A 22,961-nucleotide genomic window follows, 5' to 3' on the forward strand; every position below is an offset into this window, starting at 1 on the left:
GGCTGCCCCGCACGGGCTACGCGGCCGGCAGGTCTTTCGCTTCAGCGACGAGTGCGCGAAGCAGCGCATTGACCTGATCAATGTCGTAACCCGACCGCCAGCGGCGCTGCGTCAGCGCTGCGTTGGTGACGAGCGCTTCAAGTTCGCTTCCGTCCGCGCCGGAGTTCAGCAGCGCGACCACCTCATCGAGGAGCAGGTCGATGGCATCCATGTCGTAGACCGGCCGAAAACTCGAGACCGTGAACTTATATGCCACAACCCGCATGGCGAGGTCGGTGCGCAGAGTGTTTGTCTGAGTCACATTGAACCTCCGGTTGGCGGAGCTGGCCGCAGCCTGCGGCCAGCCCAGCTGCCCCGCGTGCTTCGGTCCGGTTGGGGTGCTTGAACTATGGTCTGCGCGCCCGGATAATGCGGGGCACTGCAAGGGCCACAGATCCCGCGAGGAGGAGTGCAGCAGCCGCCAGGGTGGGCGTACTCAGTGAGCTTGGCTCCGCTCCGGACGCGGCAAGGTGCGTGTGCGGCTTGGCTGGGGTGGTGGGGAGCGGCTGCTCCGGTCCATCGCCGCCTGGATCCACAACCGCCGGCTGCTGCACAGTGAGGGTCGCGGGAGCTGTCGCGTGCGTCTCCCCGTATGCGTCATTCGTCCACACCGCGCGCACCTGGAGCCCGGACAGGCTCGCAGGTGCAGACGGAATGGCAAGCGACGCATCGTTTGCGGAGGCACCCGACACTGCTGTGCCGACCTCCGCGGGGGCCCAAGCATCAGCCTCGCTGGCGCGCGTCTCCCACTGCACTGCATTCACGCCGGTGTCGGAGGTTGCTGTCGAATGGAACGCGGCGTCGGCGCCAGCGGTGACCGTCAGCGAGGTCGGATCGGTTGCGCCGAGGTTTGCGGTCTCCGGGTCGACGGTAGGTTCTACACCCGCTCCGCTGAGCACTCGGTAGGGATCCTGCACCATCGCGACCGCATTCATCGTCGTAAAGATTGGCACGAAGGAACCTGTGTATGCCGCAACCGCCGGAGGAGTGAAGGTGACGTCGGCAGACCCCGAGTCCCCGGGGGCCAGTTCGAAGTAGGTCTCGGTTCCGGGCGCGAGCGTAAACTCCGGGCTGAGCGGGAGCGCGAACTTCAGATCGATCGCGAGTCGCCCGTCCGCTCGGGAGTTGGTGAAGGTCACGGTCTTGGTGAGGCTCTCACCGATCGGAACGTCCCCGAAGTCCACGGGGGTCACCTCGATGCCATTCCCGTGATAGTTGTAGGCCGTCTGATGGGGTGTCCACTCGCCGGGGGTCACTGGCTCGCCCGCCTCGGTTGCGGCGGTGCCCTCAAAAGTGATGCTCGTGAACGACGAGGGCAGCGCGGTGGTCGGGGAGAGCGTTGCGGTGAGCAGGCAGGTGTCACCGGGCTGCATGAGCGTGACCGAATCCGGTTCGCAACTGCCCGACGGGGTGACGATGAACCCTGGTGAAGTCGGGATGCTCGTCGTGAACCGGAACAGCATCCGTTCGTTTGCGGTGATGACGGTTTCGGAGATCGCCGTCTCGCCAACGAAAGCGGTGAGGGCCTGGTCTCCGGCGCTCACGGAGAACGGGGGAGCTGCCGCTGTCGCCGGGCTTGGGAGCAGCACGGCCGTCGGGAGGAGAAAGCAGGTTGCTGCCAGCAGGAGTGAGCCTCTGCTAGCGGCAACGCGAGTGCGTCGTGTGCGGAACCGAAGTGGGCTCTGGAGCGGGGAGGTCGACATGCTTGTTCCAATCGATACGAGATACGCAAGATTGCTAACTTCAGTATGCGACGCCTGGAGTTTATATGCGAAAACCCTGAGGCTTCCTACATCTTCATCACCGCAAAGTTGTGACTTTCCTATTAGAAGAGATGAACCGGCCGCCCCGCGCCTCCTGGCACCGGCCGGATCGACATCCAACTGGTGGTCGAAGAACGGAGCATCACGAGCGAGCAGGCCGTCGGCGAGTGCGCAGCGGAGCTGCCGCCATGGACAGAGCGCGCGAGCGAGTTCAGCTGAGCGGCTGGGGCGCTGATGACCTGTCAGATGTGGGGAGTGCGACGGGGTCCAACTGCTTGATCGAGCGCAGCTCGCTCGCCCAAAACTTCGCGACCGAGTTGCGGCGGCGCGAGTCGTCGCGGAGCACATCGGCGACGCCGAGTCCGCGTGACAGGTCGAGCGTTGTCTGAATCATCCGGTGCGTGCGGAGGTCGCTCGTGTCTGCGTTCAGTGCTGCGACGACCCTGTCGTAGACGGCGCGGGCAAGGCGGTCACCGTGCAACTGGAGCTGCTCGCTGAACTCAGGATCGCCAATGGCAGCCGTCCACATTTGCAGTGCCGCCTTGAAGTGATCGGACGCGTAATAGTGGAGCACCTGCTCGGCGATGTAGTCGAAGCGATCGACGCCAGCTGGCACCTCGGAATTGATCGAGAACTCGCTCGTGTTTCTGCTCTCGTACATGTACTCGAGCACCCCGCGCATCAGCGCTTCCTTCGTGGGGAAGTGGTGCTGGATTGCGCCTCGACTCACACCACTCTCGACAGCAACGACCGTGGTCGTCGTGGCGTTCCAACCGACGCGGGCGAGCGCCCGCAGCGTGGTCTCGAGAATGAGGTCGCGAGTGTCTCGGCTGCGGTCTTGCTGCGGGGCACGCGCGTTCTCAGTCAGGGTCATGGCCATTCAGTCGGGGTGTACGGAAGGGTGCTGCACTGCTAGCTATCAAGGTTCCACGGCGGGGCCGTGCGCTGTAGGAAGGATTGTATCCCGGCCTGCCCCTCCGCGCTCGAAAAGCCGGCAGCTGAGAGGTCGAGCATCTCCTCGGTCTCGGCATCGAGTCGCGCGAGCATCCCGCGGTTCACGAGCCGCTTCGACGCTGCGAGCGCCCCCGGCGCGGCCCGCCGCAGGTCGGCGAGGATCTCCCCGACCGCGCTATCTACCGACGTACCTTCGTCGCCTACTGCCCTGGTGATAAAGCCCGCGGCAGCTGCCTCGCCGGCGCTCACCGGCCCACCGCGGAGCAGCCACTCTGCAGCGACGCGATCGCCAATGCGGCTGAGCACGGGCGGTGAGATGATCGCCGCGACCACGCCGATTCGCACCTCGCTCAGCCCGAACGTCGCGCGCGGGCCGGCGACGACGAAGTCGCAGCTCGCGACGAATCCCATGCCGCCGGCCCGCACGTGCCCATTCACCGCAGCGATGATCGGCCGGGGGCTCTCGGCGAGCAGTCGCATCACCGCGGCGGCGCTTTCACCGCTCGCGCGCAGACGGGCGACGGGGTCGTCGGTCGCAGTCGCCTCCGACGTGCGCTGGGCGGTGAGATCCGCCCCCGCACAGAACGTGTTGCCCGTGTGAGTGAGCACGATCGCGCGCACCGCAGTGTTTGCCTCGGCGGCGGCGAGTCCGCTGGTGATCCCAGCGAGGAGCTCGGGCGTGATCGCGTTCCGCTTCTCCGGGTTGTCGAGGGTGATCGTCGCGGTGGATCCGGCAACCTCGTACCGAACCGCACTCATGCTGCGCTCCCCGCGGTAGCTGCGGTAGCCGCGGCACCTGAGGAACCCGCGGCACCGGCATCGCCGGACCCGCTCCCGCCGGCTCCGCTCTCATCCTCGCCCGCGATGACCGCGAGCAGCATGCCAACGTCGACCTGATCGCCAACGCCCACTCGCAGCTCGGCGACCACGCCGGCAGCATCCGAGCTGATGGTGTGGAGCATCTTCATCGCCTCAAGCCAGATGATGCCCTGTCCGGCGGCGACGGTCGCGCCGAGCTCAGCCTCAACCCGCACGACGGTACCCGGCATTGGGGCGAGCAGACTGCCAGGGGCCGCGATCGCGCTCGGGTCGGTGTAGTGGGGCAGCTCCCTGAGCGTGAGCGACCCCGCCGGTGAGCTTACGACGACGCTCGTGCCGCGGCGTTCGACCGCGAAGCGTTGCTCGACGCCTCCGATGCTCAGCCGCACAAGCGCCGGACTCGCAGCGACGACGTCGATGGCGGGCCCGCCTGCGATCGTCGCGGGGGAGAACTCCCACGCGCCCCGGCGCTCGCGGTACTCGACGGTCACTTCCGCACCGCCGGTGGCGAAGCTTCTGCTGCGGTAGTCGGGGTGGAAGAGTCGCCAGCCGCCGATGGCCGGCCGCGGATTGCGTTCGCGGATCGCGACAGCAAGCGCGTCCTGCGCGGTCGCGGCGCCAGCGCCAACCGGAGTGCCTCCGCCTGCGCCCACGGCGGCACCGCCTACGACAGCACCGCTCACGACCGTGCCGTCTGGGCCAGCCGGTGCGCCTCCCGCTACCGCTGCTGCCGTTGCGACCGCGGCCGCGACGGCAGCTGCACGCACCCGGGCGGCGTCCGCCCCCTTGGCGAATACTTCGGGGTGCTCGGTGAAATAAGCGGTGCTCGTCGCTCCCGCGAGGAAGTCCGCCTCACGGAGCACGTTGGCGAGCAGTTGCGCGTTCGTTGTGGGGCCGTCCCACGCCATCCGATCGAGCGCCGAGGCCAGGGCAAGTGCGGTCTGTGACCGGTCGCGCCCCACCCCGATGACCTTCGCGATCATCGGGTCGTAGAACGTCGAGATGCTCTCGCCAGGTGCGATGCCGGCGTCGAGGCGCACGCTTGGTGTCGCCGCTGGCGCACCGCCCGGGATCGAGAAGGCGCTCGCCGCCGATGGCATCGAGAACGCGTGCACGACCCCTGATTGGGGCTGCCAGTTCTCTGCTGGATCCTCGGCGTACAGCCGCACCTCGATCGCGTGGCCTGTCGTCACGGGCGGCTCGCCAACGAGCGCTGCCCCGGCTGCAACATCGAGCTGCAATCCGACGAGGTCGATGCCAGTGGTGCACTCGGTGACGGGGTGCTCGACCTGCAGCCTGGTGTTCATCTCGAGGAAGAAGAATTCGCCGCCTGCATCGGCGAGAAACTCGACGGTGCCAGCGCCAACGTAGCCGATCTGCATGGCGGCTGCGCGCGCAGCAGCGTAGAGCCGCTCGCGCATCTCGGCGCCGTGCCGTTCGACGAGCGGCGCTGGTGCCTCCTCGACGACCTTCTGGTGGCGGCGTTGGATGGAGCATTCGCGCTCGCCGAGCACCCACACGTTGCCGTGGTGATCGCCGAACACCTGCACCTCGATGTGGTGGCCGTCTAGAATGTACCGCTCGCAGAACACGGTGGGGTCGCCGAAGGCGCTCGCCGCCTCCTCCGCCGCGGTGCGGAAGGTCTCAGCGAGGTCTTCGACGCGCTCCACGACACGCATGCCGCGCCCGCCGCCGCCTGCGGAGGCCTTCACGAGCACGGGGAGCTGCGCGGCCGAGACGCTCGCTGGGTCGAACTCGCCGAGTACGGGCACACCAGCGGCCGCCATGAGGCGTTTTGACTCGACCTTCGAGCCCATCTCGTCGATGTTTTCGGGGTTCGGCCCGATCCACACGAGCCCGGCGGCGAGCACGGCACGTGCGAACGCCGCGTTCTCGCTGAGAAACCCGTAGCCGGGGTGGATCGCGTCTGCGCCCGCCAGCTTCGCTGCCTCGATGATGAGGTCGCCCCGGAGATACGTGTCGGCGGGGGCGGATCCGGGGAGCCGCACGGCGCTGTCTGCCTCGGCGACGAACGCGGCGTGCTCGTCGGCGTCGGAGAAGACCGCGACGGTGGTGAGGCCGCGATCGCGGCAGGTCGCGAACACGCGCCTGGCGATCTCGCCGCGGTTCGCAACGAGGACCCGCGAGAAGGGGCGGGGGTGAATGCGGTGGTCATGGCGCTTGTCACATCCTGAAGATTCCGAAGGATCGATCGGACTCAACTGGTCCGCTCGAGATTGCTGAAAGGGAGAGCCCCAACACGGTTCGTGTATCGCGGGGGTCGATGATGCCGTCGTCGTAGCCCATGCCAGAGAGGAACAGTGGGAGCGATTCGGCTTCGATCTGGTGCTCGATCGCCTGGCGGCGCAGCTCGTTTGCGTCGTCATCGAATGCCAGGCCGCGGGCCGTCGCCGAGGCCTTCGCGACCGAGGTGACGACATCGGCGAGTTGGGCCCCGCCCATCACGGCCGACTTTGAAGACGGCCATGCGAAGAGAAACCGGGGGTCGAATGCGCGGCCGCACATGCCGTAGTGCCCCGCCCCGTATGACGAGCCGATGAGCACGGATATGTGGGGAACCGTCGACGTTGAAACCGCGTTGACCATCGCGGAGCCGTGCTTGATGATGCCACCCTCCTCGTACTTCTTCCCGACCATGTACCCGGTCGTGTTGTGGAGGAAGAGCAGGGGAGTGGCCTGCCGGTTCGCGATCTGAATGAACTGCGTCACCTTCTGCGCTTCCTCGCTGAAGATCACGCCCTTCGAGTTCGCGATGATGCCGACGGGGTAGCCGTGGATCATGGCCCAGCCCGTAACCATCCCGGAGCCGTACAGTGGCTTGAACTCGTCGAAATCTGAGCCGTCGACGACGCGGGCGATGACCTCGCGAGGATCGAAGGGGATCTTCAGGTCGGGGGGCACGATCCCAACAAGCTCGTCCTCGTCGTAGAGCGGGGCGACCGCGGCAGCGGGCCGCGGCCCGTGCTTTTCGGAGTTGAGCCGTGCGACGATGCGCCTGCCGATGCGGATCGCGTCTTGTTCGTCGCGCGCGAAGTGGTCGGCGAGACCGCTCGTGCGCGCGTGCATCTCGGCGCCGCCGAGCGATTCCTCGTCGCTGATTTCGCCGGTTGCGGCCTTCACGAGCGGCGGGCCGCCGAGGAACACCATCGACTGCTTCTCGATCATGATGATGTGATCGCTCATGCCGGGGATGTACGCGCCGCCTGCCGTCGAGTTACCGAACACGATCGCGATCGTCGGAATGCCCGCCTTCGACAGCTCAGCGAGCCTGCGGAAGCTGTCGCCGCCGGGGATGAAGATCTCGCTCTGTGTTGGCAGGTTCGCCCCGCCTGACTCGACGAGCGAGATGAGCGGCAAACGGTTCTTCAGGGCGACGTCCATGATGCGCAGCTGCTTCTTGAGCGTGACCGGGTTTGAGGTGCCGCCCGCGATCGTCGGGTCGTTTGCGAGGATCACGCACTCGACGCCAGAGACCACACCGATCCCGCCGACGACGCTGCCGCCAACGGGGAAGTCACTGCCCCAGCCGGCGAACGCGCCGAGCTCGAGGAACGCGGTGTCGCGGTCGAGCAGCAGCTCGATGCGGTCGCGGGCGGTGAGCTTTCCGCGGCCCCTGTGCCGCGCGACGGCCTTCTCGCCGCCGGCGGCAGCGAGCTGCTCGAAGACGCCGTCGAGCTCGGTGAGCTTGTCGCGCATGGCAGCCGCGGCGTCGGCGAACTCCCGAGATCCGCTATCGAGCGCTGATGTGATGACGGTCATTGTGCGTTCCCCAGTCTCTCTGCAGTGCGTGTCGGTGGTTCGTGTGGCAGCGGCTCGGGATGAAGTCCGCGTTGCGCCGCAAGCCGCCTCGGCACGGAGACGTGCCTGCTGCGCAGCCACTCGCCGAGGCCCTTCGCCTGCGGGTCGAAGCGGGCGCCGTATGCGACGCCCTCGCCGAGAATGTCCTCGATGACGAAGTTCACGGCACGCAGGTTCGCGAGCTCGACCCTGGTGATCGGCAGCGCTGCGGCCTCGGGCAGCAGTTCGCGCAGCCGATCGATCGTGAGTTCCGTGCGCAACCACTCCCAGCCGGCCGCGCTGCGCGCCCAGACGCCGACGTTAGCCGTCGCGCCCTTGTCGCCGCTGCGCGCTCCGAAGAGTTCCCCGAGCGCGAGCGTGACGCCGTCGGGGGCCGCCGGGGAGGGGCGCACGGCTGTCTCGGGGGCGGCTGCGCCCGCGCTCCGCGTGTCGAGTTCGGTCGGGGCAAGCGCTAGGGCCTCGTCTGGCGGGGGAATTCGCAGCTCGCTCCCGTCGGCGAGGTGCGCGGTGTGCGCGGGCACGCGCTGCGGCACGAAGCCTGGCCGGAAGCGTCCGTAGACGGTGGCGTCTGCCGGTGGCCCGTCGGTGAAGAAACCCGGGATAGAGCCGAGCGCGAACTCGACTGCGAGGTTCGCGAAGGCGCGTCCGACAACCTTCGGGTTGGGATCGCGGGCGACGAGCGTGAGCCTGGCCGCTGCGGTCTCCTCGGTCGCTGCGTCCGGGTGATCGGTGCGGGCGAGGAACCACTCCATGCGTTCGGGGGAGGGGAGACCCGACTGCTCGAGGCCGTGGGCGTACTGCCTGGCAATGAGCTCGGCCTTCTCTGCAATGCGCAGCCCGACGAGCGGAAAAGTGAGCTGTTGCCGGAAGCCGCCGATCTCGGTCACGGATACCTTCAGATCGGGCGGCGGCGCCTCGCCGATCGCGCCGCTAATGCGTACGCGGTCGGGCCCGTCGGCAGCGAGGCTGAGTGAGTCGAGCCTGAGCGTAGCGTCGGGCCCCGGGTAGCGTGCCCCCGCTATCTCGTAGAGCAGCTGGGAGAGGACGGTCTCGGCGGTGACAGCGCCGCCGGTCCCGGCGGGTTTAGTGATGACGCTGTCGCCGTCTGCCGAGATCTCGGCGATGGGAAAGCCTGGGCGTAGCAGGTCGGTGATTTCCTCGAAGAAGGCAAAGTTGCCGCCCGTGGCCTGCATGCCGCACTCGATCACGTGGCCGGCGGCCATGGCTCCCGCGAGCCTGTCGTAGTCGGTGCGCCCCCACGCGTGAAACCATGCCGCTGCCCCCGTGATCACGGCCGCGTCCGTGACGCGCCCGGTCACGACAATCTGCGCTCCGCGCCGGAGAGCCTCGGTGATCCCCCACCCGCCGAGATAGGCGTTCGCCGCGAGCGGTGAGCCGAGGCCGAGCGCCTGGGCGCTGTCAGTGAGATCGTCGCCGTCGACGTAGGCAATGTCGAGGTCGACGTCGCGCTCGGCCGCGAGGTCCCGGAGCGCAGCGGCGAGGCCTGCGGGGTTCATGCCCCCGGCGTTCGCGACGACCCTGGTGCCCGCCGCGACAACGCGGTCGAGGGATCGGCCCAGCTGGGTGAGGAAGGTCTTCGCGTACCCGAGCGTCGGGTCTTGCTGCTTTTGCCGCGCGAGGATGAGCATTGTGAGCTCGGCGAGGTAATCGCCCGTGATGACATCGACGCCCGCCGCGACCATTTCATCGAAGCCGCTGAGCCTGTCGCCGTAGAAGCCAGAGGCGTTGCCGATCCGCACCGCTCGGCCCGCTCCGCCATCCGGGGCGGGGGTGTCGGCGCCAGTCCCGGCAGATTCCTCTTCGAATGTCATGCCAGCGGTCCTCTCCTGAACGAGTCGAGATTGGTGAGTTGGTTCACTATTCCACAGACTCTCAGGATAAACAATCAAGCATGAATGATTTTTAATTGGAAACCGGCTAGTGTGTCTCCAAAGCTCATGCGAATGGGAACTCGTGGGGTGGGGAGCAGGTCTTGCGATCCACCGTCCGACTCCATTCTCACCCGATCCACAACCGCCAGCAGCGCCGCTCGCGGGGTGCCGGGCAGGGCTCACTTATCACTCGCGCAAAGGAGCACACGAGGACAATGCAGAGCGAACTCGAGCAATTCCGGGCCATGGTGCGCTCGGTCGTATCCACCGAAATTGAGCCGCACATCGACGCGTGGGAGGCCGAAGGCATCTTCCCGGCGCACGAGCTGTTTCCCAAACTTGCCGCTCACGGGCTGCTCGGGCTCGGCTTCGGGCCGGAAGACGGTGGAGAGGGCGCCCCGCTCGAATACCAAATGGTGTTCTCGGAAGAGCTGGGGCGCGGCAATGCCGCCGGAGTGACCATGGCGATCAACGTGCAGATGCACATGGCGACGCCCTCCCTTGCACAGTTCGGCACCCCAGCGCTCAAAGCGAAATATCTCGCGCCGGCGATCCGGGGCGAACACGTTGCGGCAATCGCGGTGACCGAGCCTGACGCCGGATCCGACGTCGCGGGCATCACCACGAAGGCCGAGCGCGACGGCGACGATTGGGTCATTAGCGGCGCGAAGACGTTCATCACCAACGCGACGCAGGCCGACTGGTTCTGCATGCTCGTGCGTACCAGCGACGAGGGTGGGTACAGGGGGATGTCACAAATCATCGTCCCGGCCGACACCCCGGGCTTCGAGGTTGTGCGCAAGCTCGACAAGGTGGGCAACCGGTCGAGCGATACCGCGGAGCTTCGGCTCGATGGCGCGCGCGTGCCAGTGTCGAACACGATCGGCGAGATCGGGCGCGGATTCCAGCAGCAGATGAGCCAGTTCGTGATCGAGCGGCTCTCGGCCTGCTTCTCGATCGCCGGCAGCGCGGAGTGGGCGCTCGCGAAGACCAGGGACTATCTGAAGCTCCGCGAAGTTTTCGGGGAACCGCTCGAACGGCGGCAGTACCCGGTATTCAAACTCACCGAGCTGTCCGCAGACGTCGAGCTACTCAAAGCGCTCAACGAGAAGATGTGCCGCATGCTCAACAACGGCGAGGACATCACCCGCGAGGCGACCGTCGGCAAGCTCCACGCTGGCCGCACCTACCGCAATGTCGCCGATGCGGCGATGCAGTTCCACGGCGGCATCGGCTACATGGAGGAGAGCTGGACCGCCAGGTACTACCGCGACGCTCGCCTGAGCTCGATCGGCGGCGGCGCAGACGAGGTCATGCTTCAGGTGCTCGCTCGCATGGACGGCTACACCGTTTAACCCACACCCACCAGCCCAGTCAAAGGAGACAGGACGATGCAACCAGACACGAGTACCGTCGACCCGCAAGACCTCAACATGGCCGTGCGCAACACCGTGGGTGACATGCTCACGCGAGCCGCCGACGTCTCACCGCGCAAGACCGCCGTGATCGACGGCGAACGACGGATCAGCTACGAGACGCTTGAACGCGACGCCGAGGCCGTCGCGCACGCGATCGTCGGCATGCCGCACGCCTCCCAGCAGCGCGAGCCCGTCGCGCTCATCATGCCCAACTCGTACGAATTCCTCGCAACCTACTTCGGGATCGCGAAATCGGGTCGCGTTGTGCTGCCAATCAACTATGGGCTCGCGCCGGATTCAGTTGCGTGGATTCTCGGAGACGCCGAGGCGCGTCTCGTGTTCGTCCACGAAACGCTGCTCCCCATCGTGCAGGGCGCCGTCGCGGCTGGGGCGGTGATCGACACGCTCGTGGTGCACAGGGTGAGCGACGCCGAGATCGAGCTCGACGGGGTCACCGTATTGGCGCTTGCAGACATGCTCGCGACGGATGCGCAGGACGAGCTGCGCCTCATCATTCACAGCGACGACGTGGTGCAGTGTCTGTACACGTCTGGCACCACGGCCACGCCGAAAAGCGCGCTCGCTACGCACAACGCCGTTGTTACGGGGGTCATGTCGAACGCGCTCACCGTCGGCGACTCGTGGGTGCGGCAACCTCCCACAGCGCTCGTCGTGCTCCCGCTTTTCCACGTCACCGCCCTGAACGCTGTGACGAAGCCTGTGCTCGCCGTTGGCGGCACCGTCGTGCTGCACAACGGCTTCAATCCCGTCGCGGTGCTCGACGGCATGGAAGCGGAGAAGGTCACCATTTTCACCGGCCTCCCAATGATGTGGGCGGCGATGATCGCAGAATACGCACGAAAGGCCCGCGACCTCAGCAGCATGGCGATGGCCATGTACGCGATGGCGCAGATGCCGGAGCGCGTGCTCACGGGAATGGACGAGATGATGCCGAACGCGCTCAAGCTCCTCGGCTCGGGCCAGACCGAAGTGATTCCCGCGACGACGTTTCAACGCCCCGAGCACCGCCACGGAAAGAACGCGTCGTGGGGGATGTCTGCATCGACCGTGCGCACGCGCATCATGGACGAGGAAGGCAACATTCTCCCGCCAGGGGAAACCGGGGAGATCGTCTATCGGGGACCCCACGTCACCGCCGGCTACTGGAAACGGCCCGAAGCGAACGAGGAGGCATTCCGGCACGGGTGGTTCCACAGCGGCGACCTCGGCTACATGGACGAAGAAGGCGTTATCTGGTTCACTGACCGCTCGAAAGACATCATCAAGTCGGGAGGGGAGAATGTCTCCTCGATGAAGGTCGAGCGGATCATGTCTGACGGCCCAGGCGTGCTGGAGTGCTGCGTCGTCGGCACGAGCCACGACTACTGGGGCGAGGCGGTGACGCTCGTCGCGGTGACGGACTCGTTGCCAGATGAGGGCGAGGTCGGCGAGGCCGCGTACCGAGAGGCGCGGCAGACGCTCGAGAACAACCTCGTCGCCCACGCGAAGCAGCACCTGGGCACATTCGAGGTGCCGAAGCGCTTCGAGTTCGTCTCCGAGCTGCCGAAGACGACTACGGGCAAGGTGCGCAAGAACGTTGTGCGCGACCTCGTGAGCGGGTAGCGGCGGCGCGGCCGGGGCGGGGCGGCGGACTGCGCGGCCGCCCCGCCCCGGCCTCGGTGGCCCCTGGCCTAGGCTGGATCGAGATCCAACTGTTGGTCGAAGAACGGAGCATCATGAGCGAGCAGGCCATCGGCGAGAGCGCAGCGGAGTTGCCGCCGTGCCCAGAGTGCGCGAGCGAGTTCACCTACGAGTCAGGGGCGCTGCTGACCTGTCCGATGTGCGGTCACGAGTGGGCCCCCAATGAGTCGCGAGGCGACGCGGACGGCGATAGCGCGGACGGAGACGAGGGGATCCGTGACGCGGTCGGTAACCTTCTCAGCGACGGCGACACCGTCACGCTCGTGAAGACGGTGAAGGTCTCTGGCGGGGGTGGCGGCACTATTAAGGTCGGCACGAAGGTCGCGGGCATTCGGCTCGTGCCAGGCGGCGCCGGCGGCCACGACATCGATGCAAAGGTTCCCGGCTTCGGCAAGATGCAGCTCAAATCGAGCGTCGTGAAGCGCGCGTGACGACGGCGGCCACAGCCGAAGACTGACCGCGCCAGCTCGGCTGCCTCCCATGGCCGCTCACGCGTTGCGTGCCAGGGCGCTCAGCGCGTCGCTTCCGAACCGGCGGTTGCGGCGTAACGGTTGCTGAGGGCTGCGCCGATTGTCGCCAGGTGCTCGCGCACGCTGTCTGGACTGGTGATGTCGAGCCACTCGACGAGGCCGGCGAGGTGGCCAGCGATCCCATAGGCGCTCGGGGTATGGATCACGACCGGAACGCGACCATCGTGCGCGGCAGGCCCAATCTGGAGGTTGTCGCCGACAGCCGTTTGGAGAAAGCTGAGCCCTTCTGGGGCGCAGGTCGCGTGCACCTCGACGACGGTGCGGTGCCGCTCGGCCTCGTCGGTGAGCTCGCGCCAGCTTGCGGTGAGATCGAAGTTCTCGGGTCTGTCAACGGGATCGTCACTCGGGAGAACACCAGTCACGCGGTCGAGACGGAACGTGCGCCGGCCGGCCTCCGTGTGCGTCACGAGATACCAGTGAGGCCCCTTCGCCACGAGGCCAAGCGGGTGCATGACCCTCTGAGTCTCTGTGCCGGCGCCATCGACGTAGCTGAGTCGCGCTTGCACGCCACGGATCACCGCGTCCTGCAGCGGGTCGAGAAACTGTGGGGGTGGTTGCGTTGGACCTGTGGCGCCCCACGGTTGCGCGTCAACGATCAGTGACGAAGCTGCGGCCTCGGCCTGCGTGCGGAACGTCTCAGGCAGGGCCCTGACGAGCTTTCGCAGCGCCGCTTTGAGCTCAGGCCCCGCAGCTGCCGAGGTCGCCGCTGGACCGGCCACGAGGAACAGGGCGCGGGTTTCGCTCGCGGTCAGGCCCGAAAGGTCTGTGCGTCCGCCACCAAGCAGCCGCCATCCACCCGAGCGCCCCTGAACCGAGTAGATGGGAACCCCCGCGACGCCGAGCGCGTCGAGGTCGCGGCGAGCCGTTCGCTCAGAAACCTCAAGCTCTTTGGCAACCTCCGCGGCGGTGACCTGCTCGCGCCGTTGCAGCATCAGCAGGACGGCAACCAGGCGATCAGATTTCATGATTCGTATCTTGACATAAAACCGGTCAATAGGTGTCCTATTAATGTCATTACCGTTGAATTATGCACCCAAACACCCATGAAATCCCCTTCCCGAACGCCACCATGATTTCCGTGAACGGCGTCGATCTCGAAGTATTCGAAGCCGGCCAAGAACACGCAGGAAACCCGGTTGTGCTCTGCCACGGCTGGCCCGACCTTGCGTACACCTGGCGCTATCAAATCCCAGCGCTTGTCGCCGCCGGGTATCACGTGATCGCTCCCAACCAGCGGGGCTTCGGCAACTCGGCCAGGCCAGACGATGTCGTCGAGTACGACATCGAACACCTGACGGGCGATCTCGCTGCCCTGCTCGACCACTTCGGGTACGAGCGCGCCACGTTCGTCGGCCACGACTGGGGCGCCTTCGTCGTGTGGAGCTTCACCCTGCTCAACCCGCAGCGGGTCGACAGGGTCGTGGCGATGAGCTTGGCCTACCTCGAGCGTGGCGAAATACCCTGGCTCGACTTCATGGAGGCCGTGCTCGGGAGCGACTATTACTTCGTGCACTTCAACAAGCAGCCCGGTGTTGCAGACGCGGTATTCGATGCGGATCCAGCACGATTCATCAACAACCTCTACCGCCGTGACGAGCCGCTCCTGCCACCCAAGCCGGGCATGGCGCTCATTCAGATCGCCGAGGACGACGCCCCTCCCGGTGAGCCGCTGCTTACCCAGCAGGAGCTGGCGGTCTACGACGCAGCGTTCACACGCTCAGGGTTCACCGGCGGCATCAACTGGTACCGCAACCTCAACCGCAACTGGCACCGGCTCGCCGATGCCGATCCCGTCATCCAACAGCCCGCGCTCATGATCTACGGCCTTCGCGATGCTGTCGCCCGCTCGGAAAGCCTGTCGACATTCGTGCCGAATGTCGAGGAGCTGAGCTTGGACAGCGGCCACTGGGTGCAGCAGGAACGACACAGCGAGACGACAGGTGCGATCCTTGAGTGGTTAGCCCAGCACCCGAGCAGCTAGGAGACGGCGATGGTCGACACGCTCTTTTTCGACGACGCGGACGCGTTCAGCGAGTGGCTCGAGGTACATCACAAGCACACACCCGAGGTGTGGGTGCTGTTCCACAAGAAGGGCTCAGGCAAGACCAGCCAATCGTGGTCGGAAGCCGTGGACATTGCGCTGTGCTTCGGGTGGATTGACGGGCTCAGAAAAAGCGTCGACGGCGACAGCTACCGGGTGCGCTTTACGCCACGCAAGCGAAATAGCGTGTGGAGCGCCGTCAACGTTAAGAAAGTCGAGGCGTTGACCCAGCTGGGCAAGATGCGTCCCGAGGGGCTTGAACTGTTCAACTGCCGAACGGACGCTGAGGGCTACTCCTCCGACACTCGAACGGCTGAGCTCGACCCCGCGTACGAGAAGCAGTTCAGGGAACACCAGGAGGCGTGGGAGCGCTTCTCGGCGTTCGCCCCGTCGTATCGGCGCGACGCAGCGTGGTGGGTGATGAGCGCGAAGAGAGAAGAGACGCGCGTCAAACGGCTCGACACGCTGATTTCTTCGTCGCGCGAGGGGCTGCGGGTCCCCGCGTTCAGAGCACAGCGTGCCTCGACGGTCTGACGCGCGGGCAGCCAGCCCTGCTAGCCCGGCTGGCTGCCCGACGCCTCGGCGGTGAGCTGCGCGAGCTTGGCGCGCATCCGGGCGAGGGTGCGCTCGCGGTCGCGGAGTACGTACGCAGGCCAGGCGGAACGCCTGAGGGTCAGTGGGCTCGCGATCCAGGCGGCCCCGATGAACCCGAGTGCGTACCCGATCGGCACGATAATCGGGCGGATCTCGGCGAGCACGAACCACAGGTTGTAGAGCACGAGCAGCCCGACTCCCACCGCGAGGATGACGCCGCCGACGAGTTCGAGCTTGCTCCGCACTTCGTGGCCAGCAAGCTTCGCAAGCCGCGAGGCGATGAGCTCGAGCTGGATCATCGAGATGACGAGGAACACGAGCGCCCCGACGGCAGCAACGTAGATCGCCTCGAGCACTGCCGTCGATACAGGCTCGTCGTGCAGCAACCAGAACGCGAAGAACACGACAACGGCGAGGCAGCCCTGCACTAGGAGCGGGCGCTTCCATGGCGACCGAACAGTGTGCTCAGTGACCCGCGGGTCCCCATAGAAGCGGCCCGTGTCTGCGAGGTGCTCGTGCTCGCGTTCCAGCCGTTCGATTGCCGCCTGCAGCAGCTGCGCCCGCTTCGCGACCGGGCGGAAGTCGAGCCGACCGAGCACGAGAGCCAGCACCACGGAGACCGGGGTGATGAACAGCAGCCCCCACAGCTGCTGCCCGCCCTCACTTGTCGCTGTGGGGCCGTGCGTCGACAGGACGACGACCGCGAGCACCGTCCACGCCAGCATGAAGCCGCCGATGAGCGCGGCGACAAACGGTAGCGGGCGGAGCACCGACTGGCTATCGATGTCGGCGTTGGGGGTCACGAGAAACCCGAGCCCAACGAGCAATGCGAGCAGCGACGGCGCGACCCAGCCGACGTAGCTCCCCGAGATCGCGACGATTTCGATCGTCTCCTGCCACGCCCCGCCGTAGTGCGGCACGCTTGAATTCTCCGCGGCGAGCATTGCCGCGCGGGCGAAGAAGGCAAGGAAGAACACGAGCGGCCAGAGTAACGAACCCGCGCCGAACAACACTGCCGAGGCGCCCCAGCTGTCTGACATCGCCTGCGTGCTCGTCGAGACAGCGGGCGGCGGCACGGCCGAAGCCGATCCGGTGGTGGCCGCTCCGACGGGCGCGGGCGCGGGCACCGCTCCGGGCGGGGGATCAGCAGGGAAGTGTTGCGTCATAGCTCTCTAGAGCGATAGTACCCAGAGCCGGGCGAGGCTGCGCAACACCGGCCGACGCCAGCTCGCTAGTTGCTGTCGGCACACAGGCAGAACGGGTGTCCAGCCGGGTCGGTAAAGACGATGAACGAGCCGCTCTCGCTCGGCTGAACGGCATGCCGGTGGGCGCCGAGGCTCGCCGCGGTCGCCGCTGCCTCCTGCAGATCGGCGACGTAGAAGTCGAGGTGGGCCTGCTGGGGTGTTGCGCCATTCGGCCACTCTGGCACGCGATAGTCGGCCACACGCTGGAACGCGAGAAAGTGTGTCGCGCCTTCGCCTCCGGGCGGGTGCACCTCGACCCATTCGGGGTCGCTCTCGCTCGCTTCATCGACGACGACGTCCCAGCCGAGGAGCGCCGCGTAAAACGTGGCGAGTCCGAGGGCGTCGGGGCAGTCGACTGCGAAGGTCATCCGGGTTGCCGCGATCGATGCGTTCATGCGAAAAGTGTAGGCGCCATGCTGCATTCGGTCTAGGCCTGAAAATCCTCTGAGGAATCTTCAACGCGGGGCTGCGCGCGTCGGCGTTTCCGGGGATACTGAGAGGGATCCAGTCACCGTCGAAGGAACCGCCCATGGCACACATGCTCGCGACATACATTGCTCTTCCAGGAACAACCGCAGAAGCGATGGAGCACTGGCAGGAGGTCTTTGGTGGCGACCTTGAGATCATCCGCTATGGCGAGGCCCAGCTGAAGGATCTGCCGTTCGATCCGCCACCGAACGCCGTCGCGCACGCCTCTCTGACCCTTCCCGCTGGCATCATCACGGGCGGCGACGCGATGGACGTGGGCACCGACCATCCCATCCGCGGAACCGCGTACTCGCTGCTCTACACAACCGACACCCCCGAGGAGGCGCAGGGGTACATCGACCGCCTCACCGCTGGCGGCGGTTCGCTCGGCATGCCCTTCGAGCAGGCGCCATGGGGCGACTGGTACGGGCAGGTGTTCGACCGCTTCGGCGTGATGTGGGCGTTCTCCTGCGCGGTGACGTAGAGCCGTGTCGTTTGAAGACTCCTACCTGGGGAAGCTGCGCAAGCACGTTGGCAACGCCGAGCTACTCGTGCCCGGTGCGCAGGTCCTGCTCCTCACAGACGAGGATCACGCGATCTTTCAGCGGCGGGCCGACTCCGGCCTGTGGGAGATACCGGCAGGCAGTGCGGAACCGGGTCAGAGCTTCCTAGACACCGCCGTTGCGGAGGTCGCCGAGGAGCTCGGGCTGATCCTGGACGGCGAAGCCCTGACTGCGTTCGCGACGTTCTCGGACCCCGTCGAGCATCGGCTCGTCTACCCGAACGGGGACATCGTGCACGCCTTCGCGCTGTGCTTCGTCGCGCGAGACTGGAGCGGGGACATCCGGCCGGACCCGAGCGAGGTGCGCGAGTGGGGCGTCTACCCGCTGACTGCCCCGCCGGACGGGCTGCAGCGCGCGACGCGCCTCGTGCTCGACCTGTATCTCGCGTTCCGGGGGACAGGCCGTTTCCAAGCGATGTAGCGGCGTGCTACCTTCAGACTCCGAAACGAGTGCAACAAGGAGCCAGCATGACCGAGCAGGTGAAGGGCCCAAAGTCGTACTTCCCGGCGATTGAGGCGAAGTACGGCAGATCGATTGACGAGTGGATCGCGCTGCTGCGCCCGCACGCCGGTGAAAAGCACATGGATCAGGTCGCGGTGCTCAAGGAACTCGGCATGGGGCACGGCCACGCGAATGCGCTCGTGCACGTGTTCCGCGCAGAATTCGACGGTGCCTGATGGCCGAGAAGCAACCCGCAATGTCGCCGTCAGAGATGCCGGTGGCCGAGGTGCTCGACCGGGTCTCCGGGCCGCGCCGGGCCGAGGCGGATGAACTGCTGGCGATCCACCGCGAGATCAGCGGCTCCGAGCCCGTGGTGTGGGCGGGGAGAATTATCGGCTTCGGCGAGCACGAGTACCGCTACGAGAGCGGGCGAGGCGGCCGGGTGCCTGAGCTTGCCTTCGCAACGGGCGCGCAACGCCACACGCTCTATCTCACGGAGGACTTTGCTGAGCGCTGGCCCGAGCTGCTCGCAGCGCTCGGGCCGCACCGCTCCAGCAAGGTGTGCCTGTACCTCACGCGTCTCTCGAACATCGACCGCGGCGTTCTTCGGCAGATACTCGAACGCACGTTCGCGGCGACACGCGGGGCGCGGGAGATCACAGGCGAAGGCGAAGCCACCTAGAAACCGAGCCGGCGCCTCGCGAGCGGTGGGACGCGAACCCCAGCGAAAAGAAACGCCAACGAAGTCACAGGTGATTCAAAAGGCCCGGAGTTAGCCTCAGATTATGAGCACCTCCGCACCCGTACCGCGAGCTCCACTCTCCGCAGTTGGAGACGAGATTACGATTTCGCCGAGCGCCCTGCGTTCCCTTGGCGGTGAGCTCCAACGATTCATGCTCGAGTACCGCTTCGCGATGCAAGAGATCGAGACGAAGCTCGCGATCCTCCGCGAAGAATTCGTGCACATGCACGAGTACAACCCCATCGAGCACGTCTCCAGCCGGGTCAAGAGCGCAGACAGCCTGCTGTCGAAAGTTGAGCGCCGCGGAGTGACCCCGGAGATCTCCGAGATCCGCCGCGAAATTCAAGACATTGCTGGGGTGCGCGTTACCTGTGCGTTCATCCGCGACGTATACCGACTGTTCGGCCTCCTCACGCAGCAGGACGACATTACGGTGCTCGAAGTCGAGGACTACATCGAGCACCCAAAGGACAACGGCTACAAGAGCCTGCATGCGATTCTCTCGGTTCCGGTCTATCTCTCCAGCGGACGCGTCGACGTTCCGGTCGAGGTGCAGTTCCGTACGATCGCGATGGACTTCTGGGCAAGTCTCGAGCACAAGATTTACTACAAGTACCAGCGGCAGGTGCCAGAGGAGATGATGGCCGAGCTGAAGCAGGCCGCGGACTCGGCCGCCGAGCTCGACACGCGCATGCAGAGCCTGCACGTGCAGATGCACGGCGAACCGCCGCCGACCTCGCCGATCAACCTGCAAGAGATCCGCGAGGTGCGCGAGCGCATCAGACGCGTCTGAGATCGCCGCCACCGCTCAGGCGACGAACCACGCAATCACGCACGTGCGCGCACGCGAAGGCCGTAGGCTCGACGTGTGGAACACAGTGAACATTTGCCAGGCGGGTCAGGCGGCGTGTGGCGCATACGCGATGCGCACGGTGCGGTGAGGATCCACCGACCAACCGGGCCGTGGACGCCGGCCGTGCACGAACTTCTGCGCCACCTCGCAGCGAAGGGCCTCGACGGCATTCCTCAGGTGCTCGGGTTCGACAGCGAAGGGCGTGAGGTACTGAGCTACCTCCCGGGGGACACGCTGAACCCCGAAACGGCGCAGGTGAGCGACGGCGCGCTCGCCGCAGCTGCGGCGTGGTTGCGGCGCTTCCACGAAGCCGTCGCCGATTTCTCACCCACGAGCGACGAGTGGCGGCAGGGCGAGCACCGCGTCGACCGCGCACGCGGAGAGATCATCTGCCACAACGACCCAGGACTCTACAACTGGGTGGTCGTTGAAGACGAGTTTGCCGGGATGATCGACTGGGACAGGGCGGGCCCCGGGCTGCCGATCGACGACCTCGCCTTCCTCGTGTGGTCAGGGGTGCCGCTCCTGCGCGAGATTCCCGTTGCCGACGCCGCGCGGCGCATCAGCGTGGCCGCCGCGGCGTACGGGGGTGTCGATGGATCGACACTCCTCGACGCAGTCACGCGGCGCATGGGCCTCATCGCCGAACGCTGGCGGGCGGGCATTGAACGCGGGGACCCAGGCACCCTCGCGCTTCGCGACGCCGGGATTATGGACACGCACACGGCCAGGGTTGCAGGTTTCGCTGCACGCAAGGAACACGTTCGGGCGATGTTGGGCACATCCCGTTAGCCGCCGCATCGCTCGGCAGAATGGCCGCTGCGCAAGCGCAAGACGCGCGGTGGGGGACGCGTTAGATAGGTACTGGATCCTGGATTTCAGCCACTTTCGTTTAGGCTGTTCATGTGAGTAGAGACCCCCTGGAAGAACTCTTCGGTCCTTTGGACTCGGACGAACCTGAAACCGGCTCCTTCGAAACCGGAGCGGACGCTGCCTCAGGCGAAGCAAATAGCGAGGCCGCGACGCAGGCTTTTGAGCCGGCGCCGGCCGTTCGCCCGCGCGCTGGGCGCGCGGCCGCAGATCCACGAAGCGATGCTGATGCGCCAACCGCCGCGTTTGACGCGGCAGTGACCGGTGCCGCTCCGACGGCCGCCGCTCCGACCGCTGCCGCACCAGTCGGCGCAGCTCCGACGCGCGCCCAGTCACAGCCGCTCACCCCTGGCGGGTCACCCGCTGGGGCGCCGGCGCCGGCACCGGTCAGGCCGCGTATTCAGCGCCCCCAGGGTGCTGAGCCGCCGACGCAGCCCGTCCCCGCGGACGCAAAGCGCTCGAACAGCGCGCTGCCATGGATCATCGTCGCCGTCGTCGCCGTGCTCGCACTCGTGGGATCCCTGCTCGTGGTGAACGCCATCGGCAAGGACGATCCCAAGCCAGAAGAGACCACTGAGGCGCCAGCGCCAACTCCCTCCGAGACGGACGGGCAGGAAACCGAAACCGCACCACCAGAGGTGGAGGAGCCAGAAGAGGAAAAGGCTCCCGTTGTTGACGTCGGCGCGGATCCGCTCTCGCTCCCGATCTCCTTCGCGAACATCACCGTTGAGACGTCGCGCAAGCTGACGAACCCGCAGTGGTTCTATCACGCTGGCCCGCCAGAGCGCGTCATGTTTGAGTCTGGGCTCATGAACTCCTTCCCTGACTCCTGCGCTGCGATGCGCAGCCCTGTCGGGCAGAGCCCGTGGGGCATTGAGAAGGGCGAGGGTGACACGTGGGAAGTCGTTCGGCCAGAGGGCACGTGCGCTGCTGATCCGGATCTCTACAACGAGGTCTGGGGACTGATGCAGGCAGTCGCCGACAGTGTGAAGCCGCTGTAGCGCTCACCTGCCGCACTTCCGTGGGGGCCGCACCGCCGTTTGGCGGTGCGGCCCCCACGTTGTTGCTGGGCGAGCTGCGCGGCCAGTAGCCCCGCCCGCGCCGCTGCGTTAGCCGAACAGCGACGGCCAGAGGGCCAATGCGAGGGGGTACCCCACGAAGCTCACGATGTCGAGGAGCAGGTGCGCGACGATGAGGGGGAGTGCGCGACCCCAGCGCTGGTACGCCCACCCGAACACGACGCCCATGACGACGTTGCCGATGAAGCCTCCGAAGCCCTGGTACAGGTGGTAGCTGCCGCGCAGCAGCGCGCTCGCGATGATGGTCGCCCATGGGCCGACCCCGAGCCGCTTGAGCCTGTCGAACAGGTAGGCGACAACGATGAGTTCTTCGCTGAGTGCGGCGCGCAGCGCTTGCAGGATGAGCACAGGAACGGTCCACCAAAACGCGTCGAGGGTCGTCGGAACAACGGTGGTGTTGATGCCGATCCACTTTGCGAACAGGTAGAACCCGAGGCCGGGGATACCGATCACCGCCGCGAGGACGAACCCGTTGCCGGTCTCGCTGAGCCAGGGCCAGCCGCGCCCTGAGCGCATCGGGGCAAACGATGAGGGGTCCGCTGGCCTCGTGCCCGCGTCGCGGCGGGCGCCGAGGCCGAGGTCGCCGAGGTGCGGTCGCTGCGTGCGCCAGAGCAGGAAGACGACGAGCGCGACTGGCGCTAGGCCACCGATGATCCCGAGCAGTTGGTAGGCGAGGTCGAAGTACTGCTGGCTCGACAGCGGGCGGTGGATCGTTGCCGTCTGATTCTCGAGCGCGGTGTCCTGCGCGAGGCGTTCGAGGATCGTGATGATGGCTCGCGCGCCCGCGTACCCGAAGGACAGCGCGAGCACGATCGCGAGCTCCCAGCGGAGCCTTGCGCGCTGGGGGAGGGGCACGGTGTCGCGGCGGTGTTCGTTCACGAACTCAGCGTAGCGGGGCTTTACGGGTCGCAACCTGAAACTTTTGGTCAGAAATCGAGCGTTCGTTCGCAAGACCGCATATTGAGGTCGGTAGGCGCTGTATGGTGCAAAAACTGCGTGAATCCCACAAACCCGTGATCAGCGGGGGCTATTTCCCTGACGAAAGGCTCGTTGCGGTCACGAGTGAGTCACGGGCAACCAGGCGATTCGTTGTGGGGAACGAGGTTGCCCTAAACTGATCCCCGGAAATAC

23 protein-coding genes are annotated in these 22,961 nt (G+C 66.4%); 12 read left to right on the top strand and 11 right to left on the bottom strand.

All coding sequences use genetic code 11. From position 1 onward, the window contains the following. Nucleotides 1-16: 16 nt before the first annotated feature. From SD72_RS03755 to SD72_RS03790, 7 genes are all read right to left on the bottom strand, one after another. The gene (locus SD72_RS03755) at nucleotides 17-301 is read right to left on the bottom strand and encodes a hypothetical protein (RefSeq protein ID WP_042543086.1); all 285 of its coding nucleotides are present in this window, start codon (nucleotides 299-301) and stop codon (nucleotides 17-19) included. Nucleotides 302-386: 85 nt separating this feature from the next. Then, nucleotides 387-1,742, bottom strand: a complete 1,356-nt coding sequence (locus tag SD72_RS03760; protein WP_052492444.1) for a hypothetical protein — start codon at nucleotides 1,740-1,742, stop codon at nucleotides 387-389. A gap of 271 nt (nucleotides 1,743-2,013) precedes the next feature. Next, the gene (locus SD72_RS03770; RefSeq protein WP_042543089.1) at nucleotides 2,014-2,676 is read right to left on the bottom strand and encodes a TetR/AcrR family transcriptional regulator; all 663 of its coding nucleotides are present in this window, start codon (nucleotides 2,674-2,676) and stop codon (nucleotides 2,014-2,016) included. Nucleotides 2,677-2,714: 38 nt separating this feature from the next. Further along, nucleotides 2,715-3,515 (bottom strand): enoyl-CoA hydratase-related protein, encoded by an 801-nt coding sequence (locus tag SD72_RS03775; protein ID WP_042543090.1) that lies wholly within the window; start codon nucleotides 3,513-3,515, stop codon nucleotides 2,715-2,717. Further along, nucleotides 3,512-5,797, bottom strand: coding sequence for an ATP-binding protein (locus SD72_RS03780; protein WP_442914939.1), 2,286 nt, complete (start codon nucleotides 5,795-5,797; stop codon nucleotides 3,512-3,514). Before SD72_RS03780 ends, SD72_RS03775 begins: the two co-directional genes overlap by 4 nt. Next, complete coding sequence (locus SD72_RS03785) at nucleotides 5,760-7,355, bottom strand: acyl-CoA carboxylase subunit beta (protein WP_042543091.1); 1,596 nt, start codon at nucleotides 7,353-7,355, stop codon at nucleotides 5,760-5,762. The genes SD72_RS03780 and SD72_RS03785 overlap by 38 nt, the downstream gene beginning before the upstream one ends. Further along, the gene (locus SD72_RS03790; protein WP_157000444.1) at nucleotides 7,352-9,226 is read right to left on the bottom strand and encodes an acyclic terpene utilization AtuA family protein; all 1,875 of its coding nucleotides are present in this window, start codon (nucleotides 9,224-9,226) and stop codon (nucleotides 7,352-7,354) included. Before SD72_RS03790 ends, SD72_RS03785 begins: the two co-directional genes overlap by 4 nt. A 275-nt stretch (nucleotides 9,227-9,501) precedes the next feature. On the opposite strand from SD72_RS03790, the gene SD72_RS03795 reads away from it, so the two are divergent. From SD72_RS03795 to SD72_RS03805, 3 genes are all read left to right on the top strand, one after another. Further along, complete coding sequence (locus tag SD72_RS03795) at nucleotides 9,502-10,641, top strand: acyl-CoA dehydrogenase family protein (RefSeq protein WP_042543092.1); 1,140 nt, start codon at nucleotides 9,502-9,504, stop codon at nucleotides 10,639-10,641. A 36-nt stretch (nucleotides 10,642-10,677) separates the two neighbouring features. Further along, the gene (locus tag SD72_RS03800; protein WP_042543093.1) at nucleotides 10,678-12,327 is read left to right on the top strand and encodes an AMP-binding protein; all 1,650 of its coding nucleotides are present in this window, start codon (nucleotides 10,678-10,680) and stop codon (nucleotides 12,325-12,327) included. Nucleotides 12,328-12,440: 113 nt separating this feature from the next. Continuing rightward, nucleotides 12,441-12,836: a zinc ribbon domain-containing protein YjdM gene (locus SD72_RS03805; RefSeq protein WP_042543196.1), complete on the top strand. Its 396-nt coding sequence runs from the start codon at nucleotides 12,441-12,443 to the stop codon at nucleotides 12,834-12,836. A gap of 80 nt (nucleotides 12,837-12,916) precedes the next feature. Here the strand turns inward: SD72_RS03805 and SD72_RS03810 are convergent, their stop codons facing one another. Then, nucleotides 12,917-13,900 carry a helix-turn-helix transcriptional regulator gene (locus SD72_RS03810; protein WP_042543094.1) on the bottom strand — a complete coding sequence of 328 codons (984 nt, stop codon included), beginning with the start codon at nucleotides 13,898-13,900 and terminating at the stop codon, nucleotides 12,917-12,919. 62 nt (nucleotides 13,901-13,962) lie between these two features. Between SD72_RS03810 and SD72_RS03815 the strand changes: the two genes are divergently transcribed. Next, nucleotides 13,963-14,916, top strand: a complete 954-nt coding sequence (locus SD72_RS03815; RefSeq protein ID WP_042543095.1) for an alpha/beta fold hydrolase — start codon at nucleotides 13,963-13,965, stop codon at nucleotides 14,914-14,916. Between the two features lie 9 nt (nucleotides 14,917-14,925). Beyond that, on the top strand, nucleotides 14,926-15,510 hold the full coding sequence (locus tag SD72_RS03820) for a YdeI/OmpD-associated family protein (protein ID WP_042543096.1): 585 nt from the start codon (nucleotides 14,926-14,928) through the stop codon (nucleotides 15,508-15,510). Nucleotides 15,511-15,530: 20 nt separating this feature from the next. Here SD72_RS03820 and SD72_RS03825 read toward each other — a convergent pair whose 3' ends face one another. After that, a complete protein-coding gene (locus tag SD72_RS03825) occupies nucleotides 15,531-16,736 on the bottom strand; it encodes a hypothetical protein (RefSeq protein WP_042543097.1) in 1,206 nt (401 codons plus the stop codon). Between the two features lie 65 nt (nucleotides 16,737-16,801). Next, entirely contained in the window at nucleotides 16,802-17,209 is a 408-nt protein-coding gene (locus SD72_RS03830; RefSeq protein ID WP_042543098.1) for a VOC family protein, read from the bottom strand. Nucleotides 17,210-17,343: 134 nt separating this feature from the next. Between SD72_RS03830 and SD72_RS03835 the strand changes: the two genes are divergently transcribed. The 7 genes from SD72_RS03835 (at nucleotide 17,344) to SD72_RS03865 (ending at nucleotide 21,752) form a co-directional block, all read left to right on the top strand. Further along, nucleotides 17,344-17,766: a VOC family protein gene (locus tag SD72_RS03835; RefSeq protein WP_042543099.1), complete on the top strand. Its 423-nt coding sequence runs from the start codon at nucleotides 17,344-17,346 to the stop codon at nucleotides 17,764-17,766. A gap of 4 nt (nucleotides 17,767-17,770) precedes the next feature. Beyond that, entirely contained in the window at nucleotides 17,771-18,265 is a 495-nt protein-coding gene (locus tag SD72_RS03840) for an NUDIX domain-containing protein (protein WP_042543100.1), read from the top strand. Nucleotides 18,266-18,312: 47 nt separating this feature from the next. Continuing rightward, nucleotides 18,313-18,522, top strand: coding sequence for a DUF4287 domain-containing protein (locus SD72_RS03845; protein WP_042543101.1), 210 nt, complete (start codon nucleotides 18,313-18,315; stop codon nucleotides 18,520-18,522). A gap of 20 nt (nucleotides 18,523-18,542) precedes the next feature. Then, entirely contained in the window at nucleotides 18,543-18,968 is a 426-nt protein-coding gene (locus SD72_RS03850; protein ID WP_232299632.1) for a DUF1801 domain-containing protein, read from the top strand. Nucleotides 18,969-19,071: 103 nt separating this feature from the next. Beyond that, nucleotides 19,072-19,821, top strand: a complete 750-nt coding sequence (locus SD72_RS03855) for a GTP pyrophosphokinase (protein ID WP_042543103.1) — start codon at nucleotides 19,072-19,074, stop codon at nucleotides 19,819-19,821. A gap of 75 nt (nucleotides 19,822-19,896) precedes the next feature. Then, nucleotides 19,897-20,673 (top strand): phosphotransferase, encoded by a 777-nt coding sequence (locus tag SD72_RS03860; protein ID WP_042543104.1) that lies wholly within the window; start codon nucleotides 19,897-19,899, stop codon nucleotides 20,671-20,673. A 113-nt stretch (nucleotides 20,674-20,786) separates the two neighbouring features. Next, nucleotides 20,787-21,752: a hypothetical protein gene (locus SD72_RS03865; RefSeq protein ID WP_157000445.1), complete on the top strand. Its 966-nt coding sequence runs from the start codon at nucleotides 20,787-20,789 to the stop codon at nucleotides 21,750-21,752. 108 nt (nucleotides 21,753-21,860) lie between these two features. Here SD72_RS03865 and SD72_RS03870 read toward each other — a convergent pair whose 3' ends face one another. Continuing rightward, the gene (locus tag SD72_RS03870) at nucleotides 21,861-22,709 is read right to left on the bottom strand and encodes a CPBP family intramembrane glutamic endopeptidase (protein ID WP_042543197.1); all 849 of its coding nucleotides are present in this window, start codon (nucleotides 22,707-22,709) and stop codon (nucleotides 21,861-21,863) included. Between the last annotated feature and the right edge of the window lie 252 nt (nucleotides 22,710-22,961).

This window comes from Leucobacter komagatae, from assembly GCF_000834055.1.
Lineage (GTDB): Bacteria > Actinomycetota > Actinomycetes > Actinomycetales > Microbacteriaceae > Leucobacter > Leucobacter komagatae_A.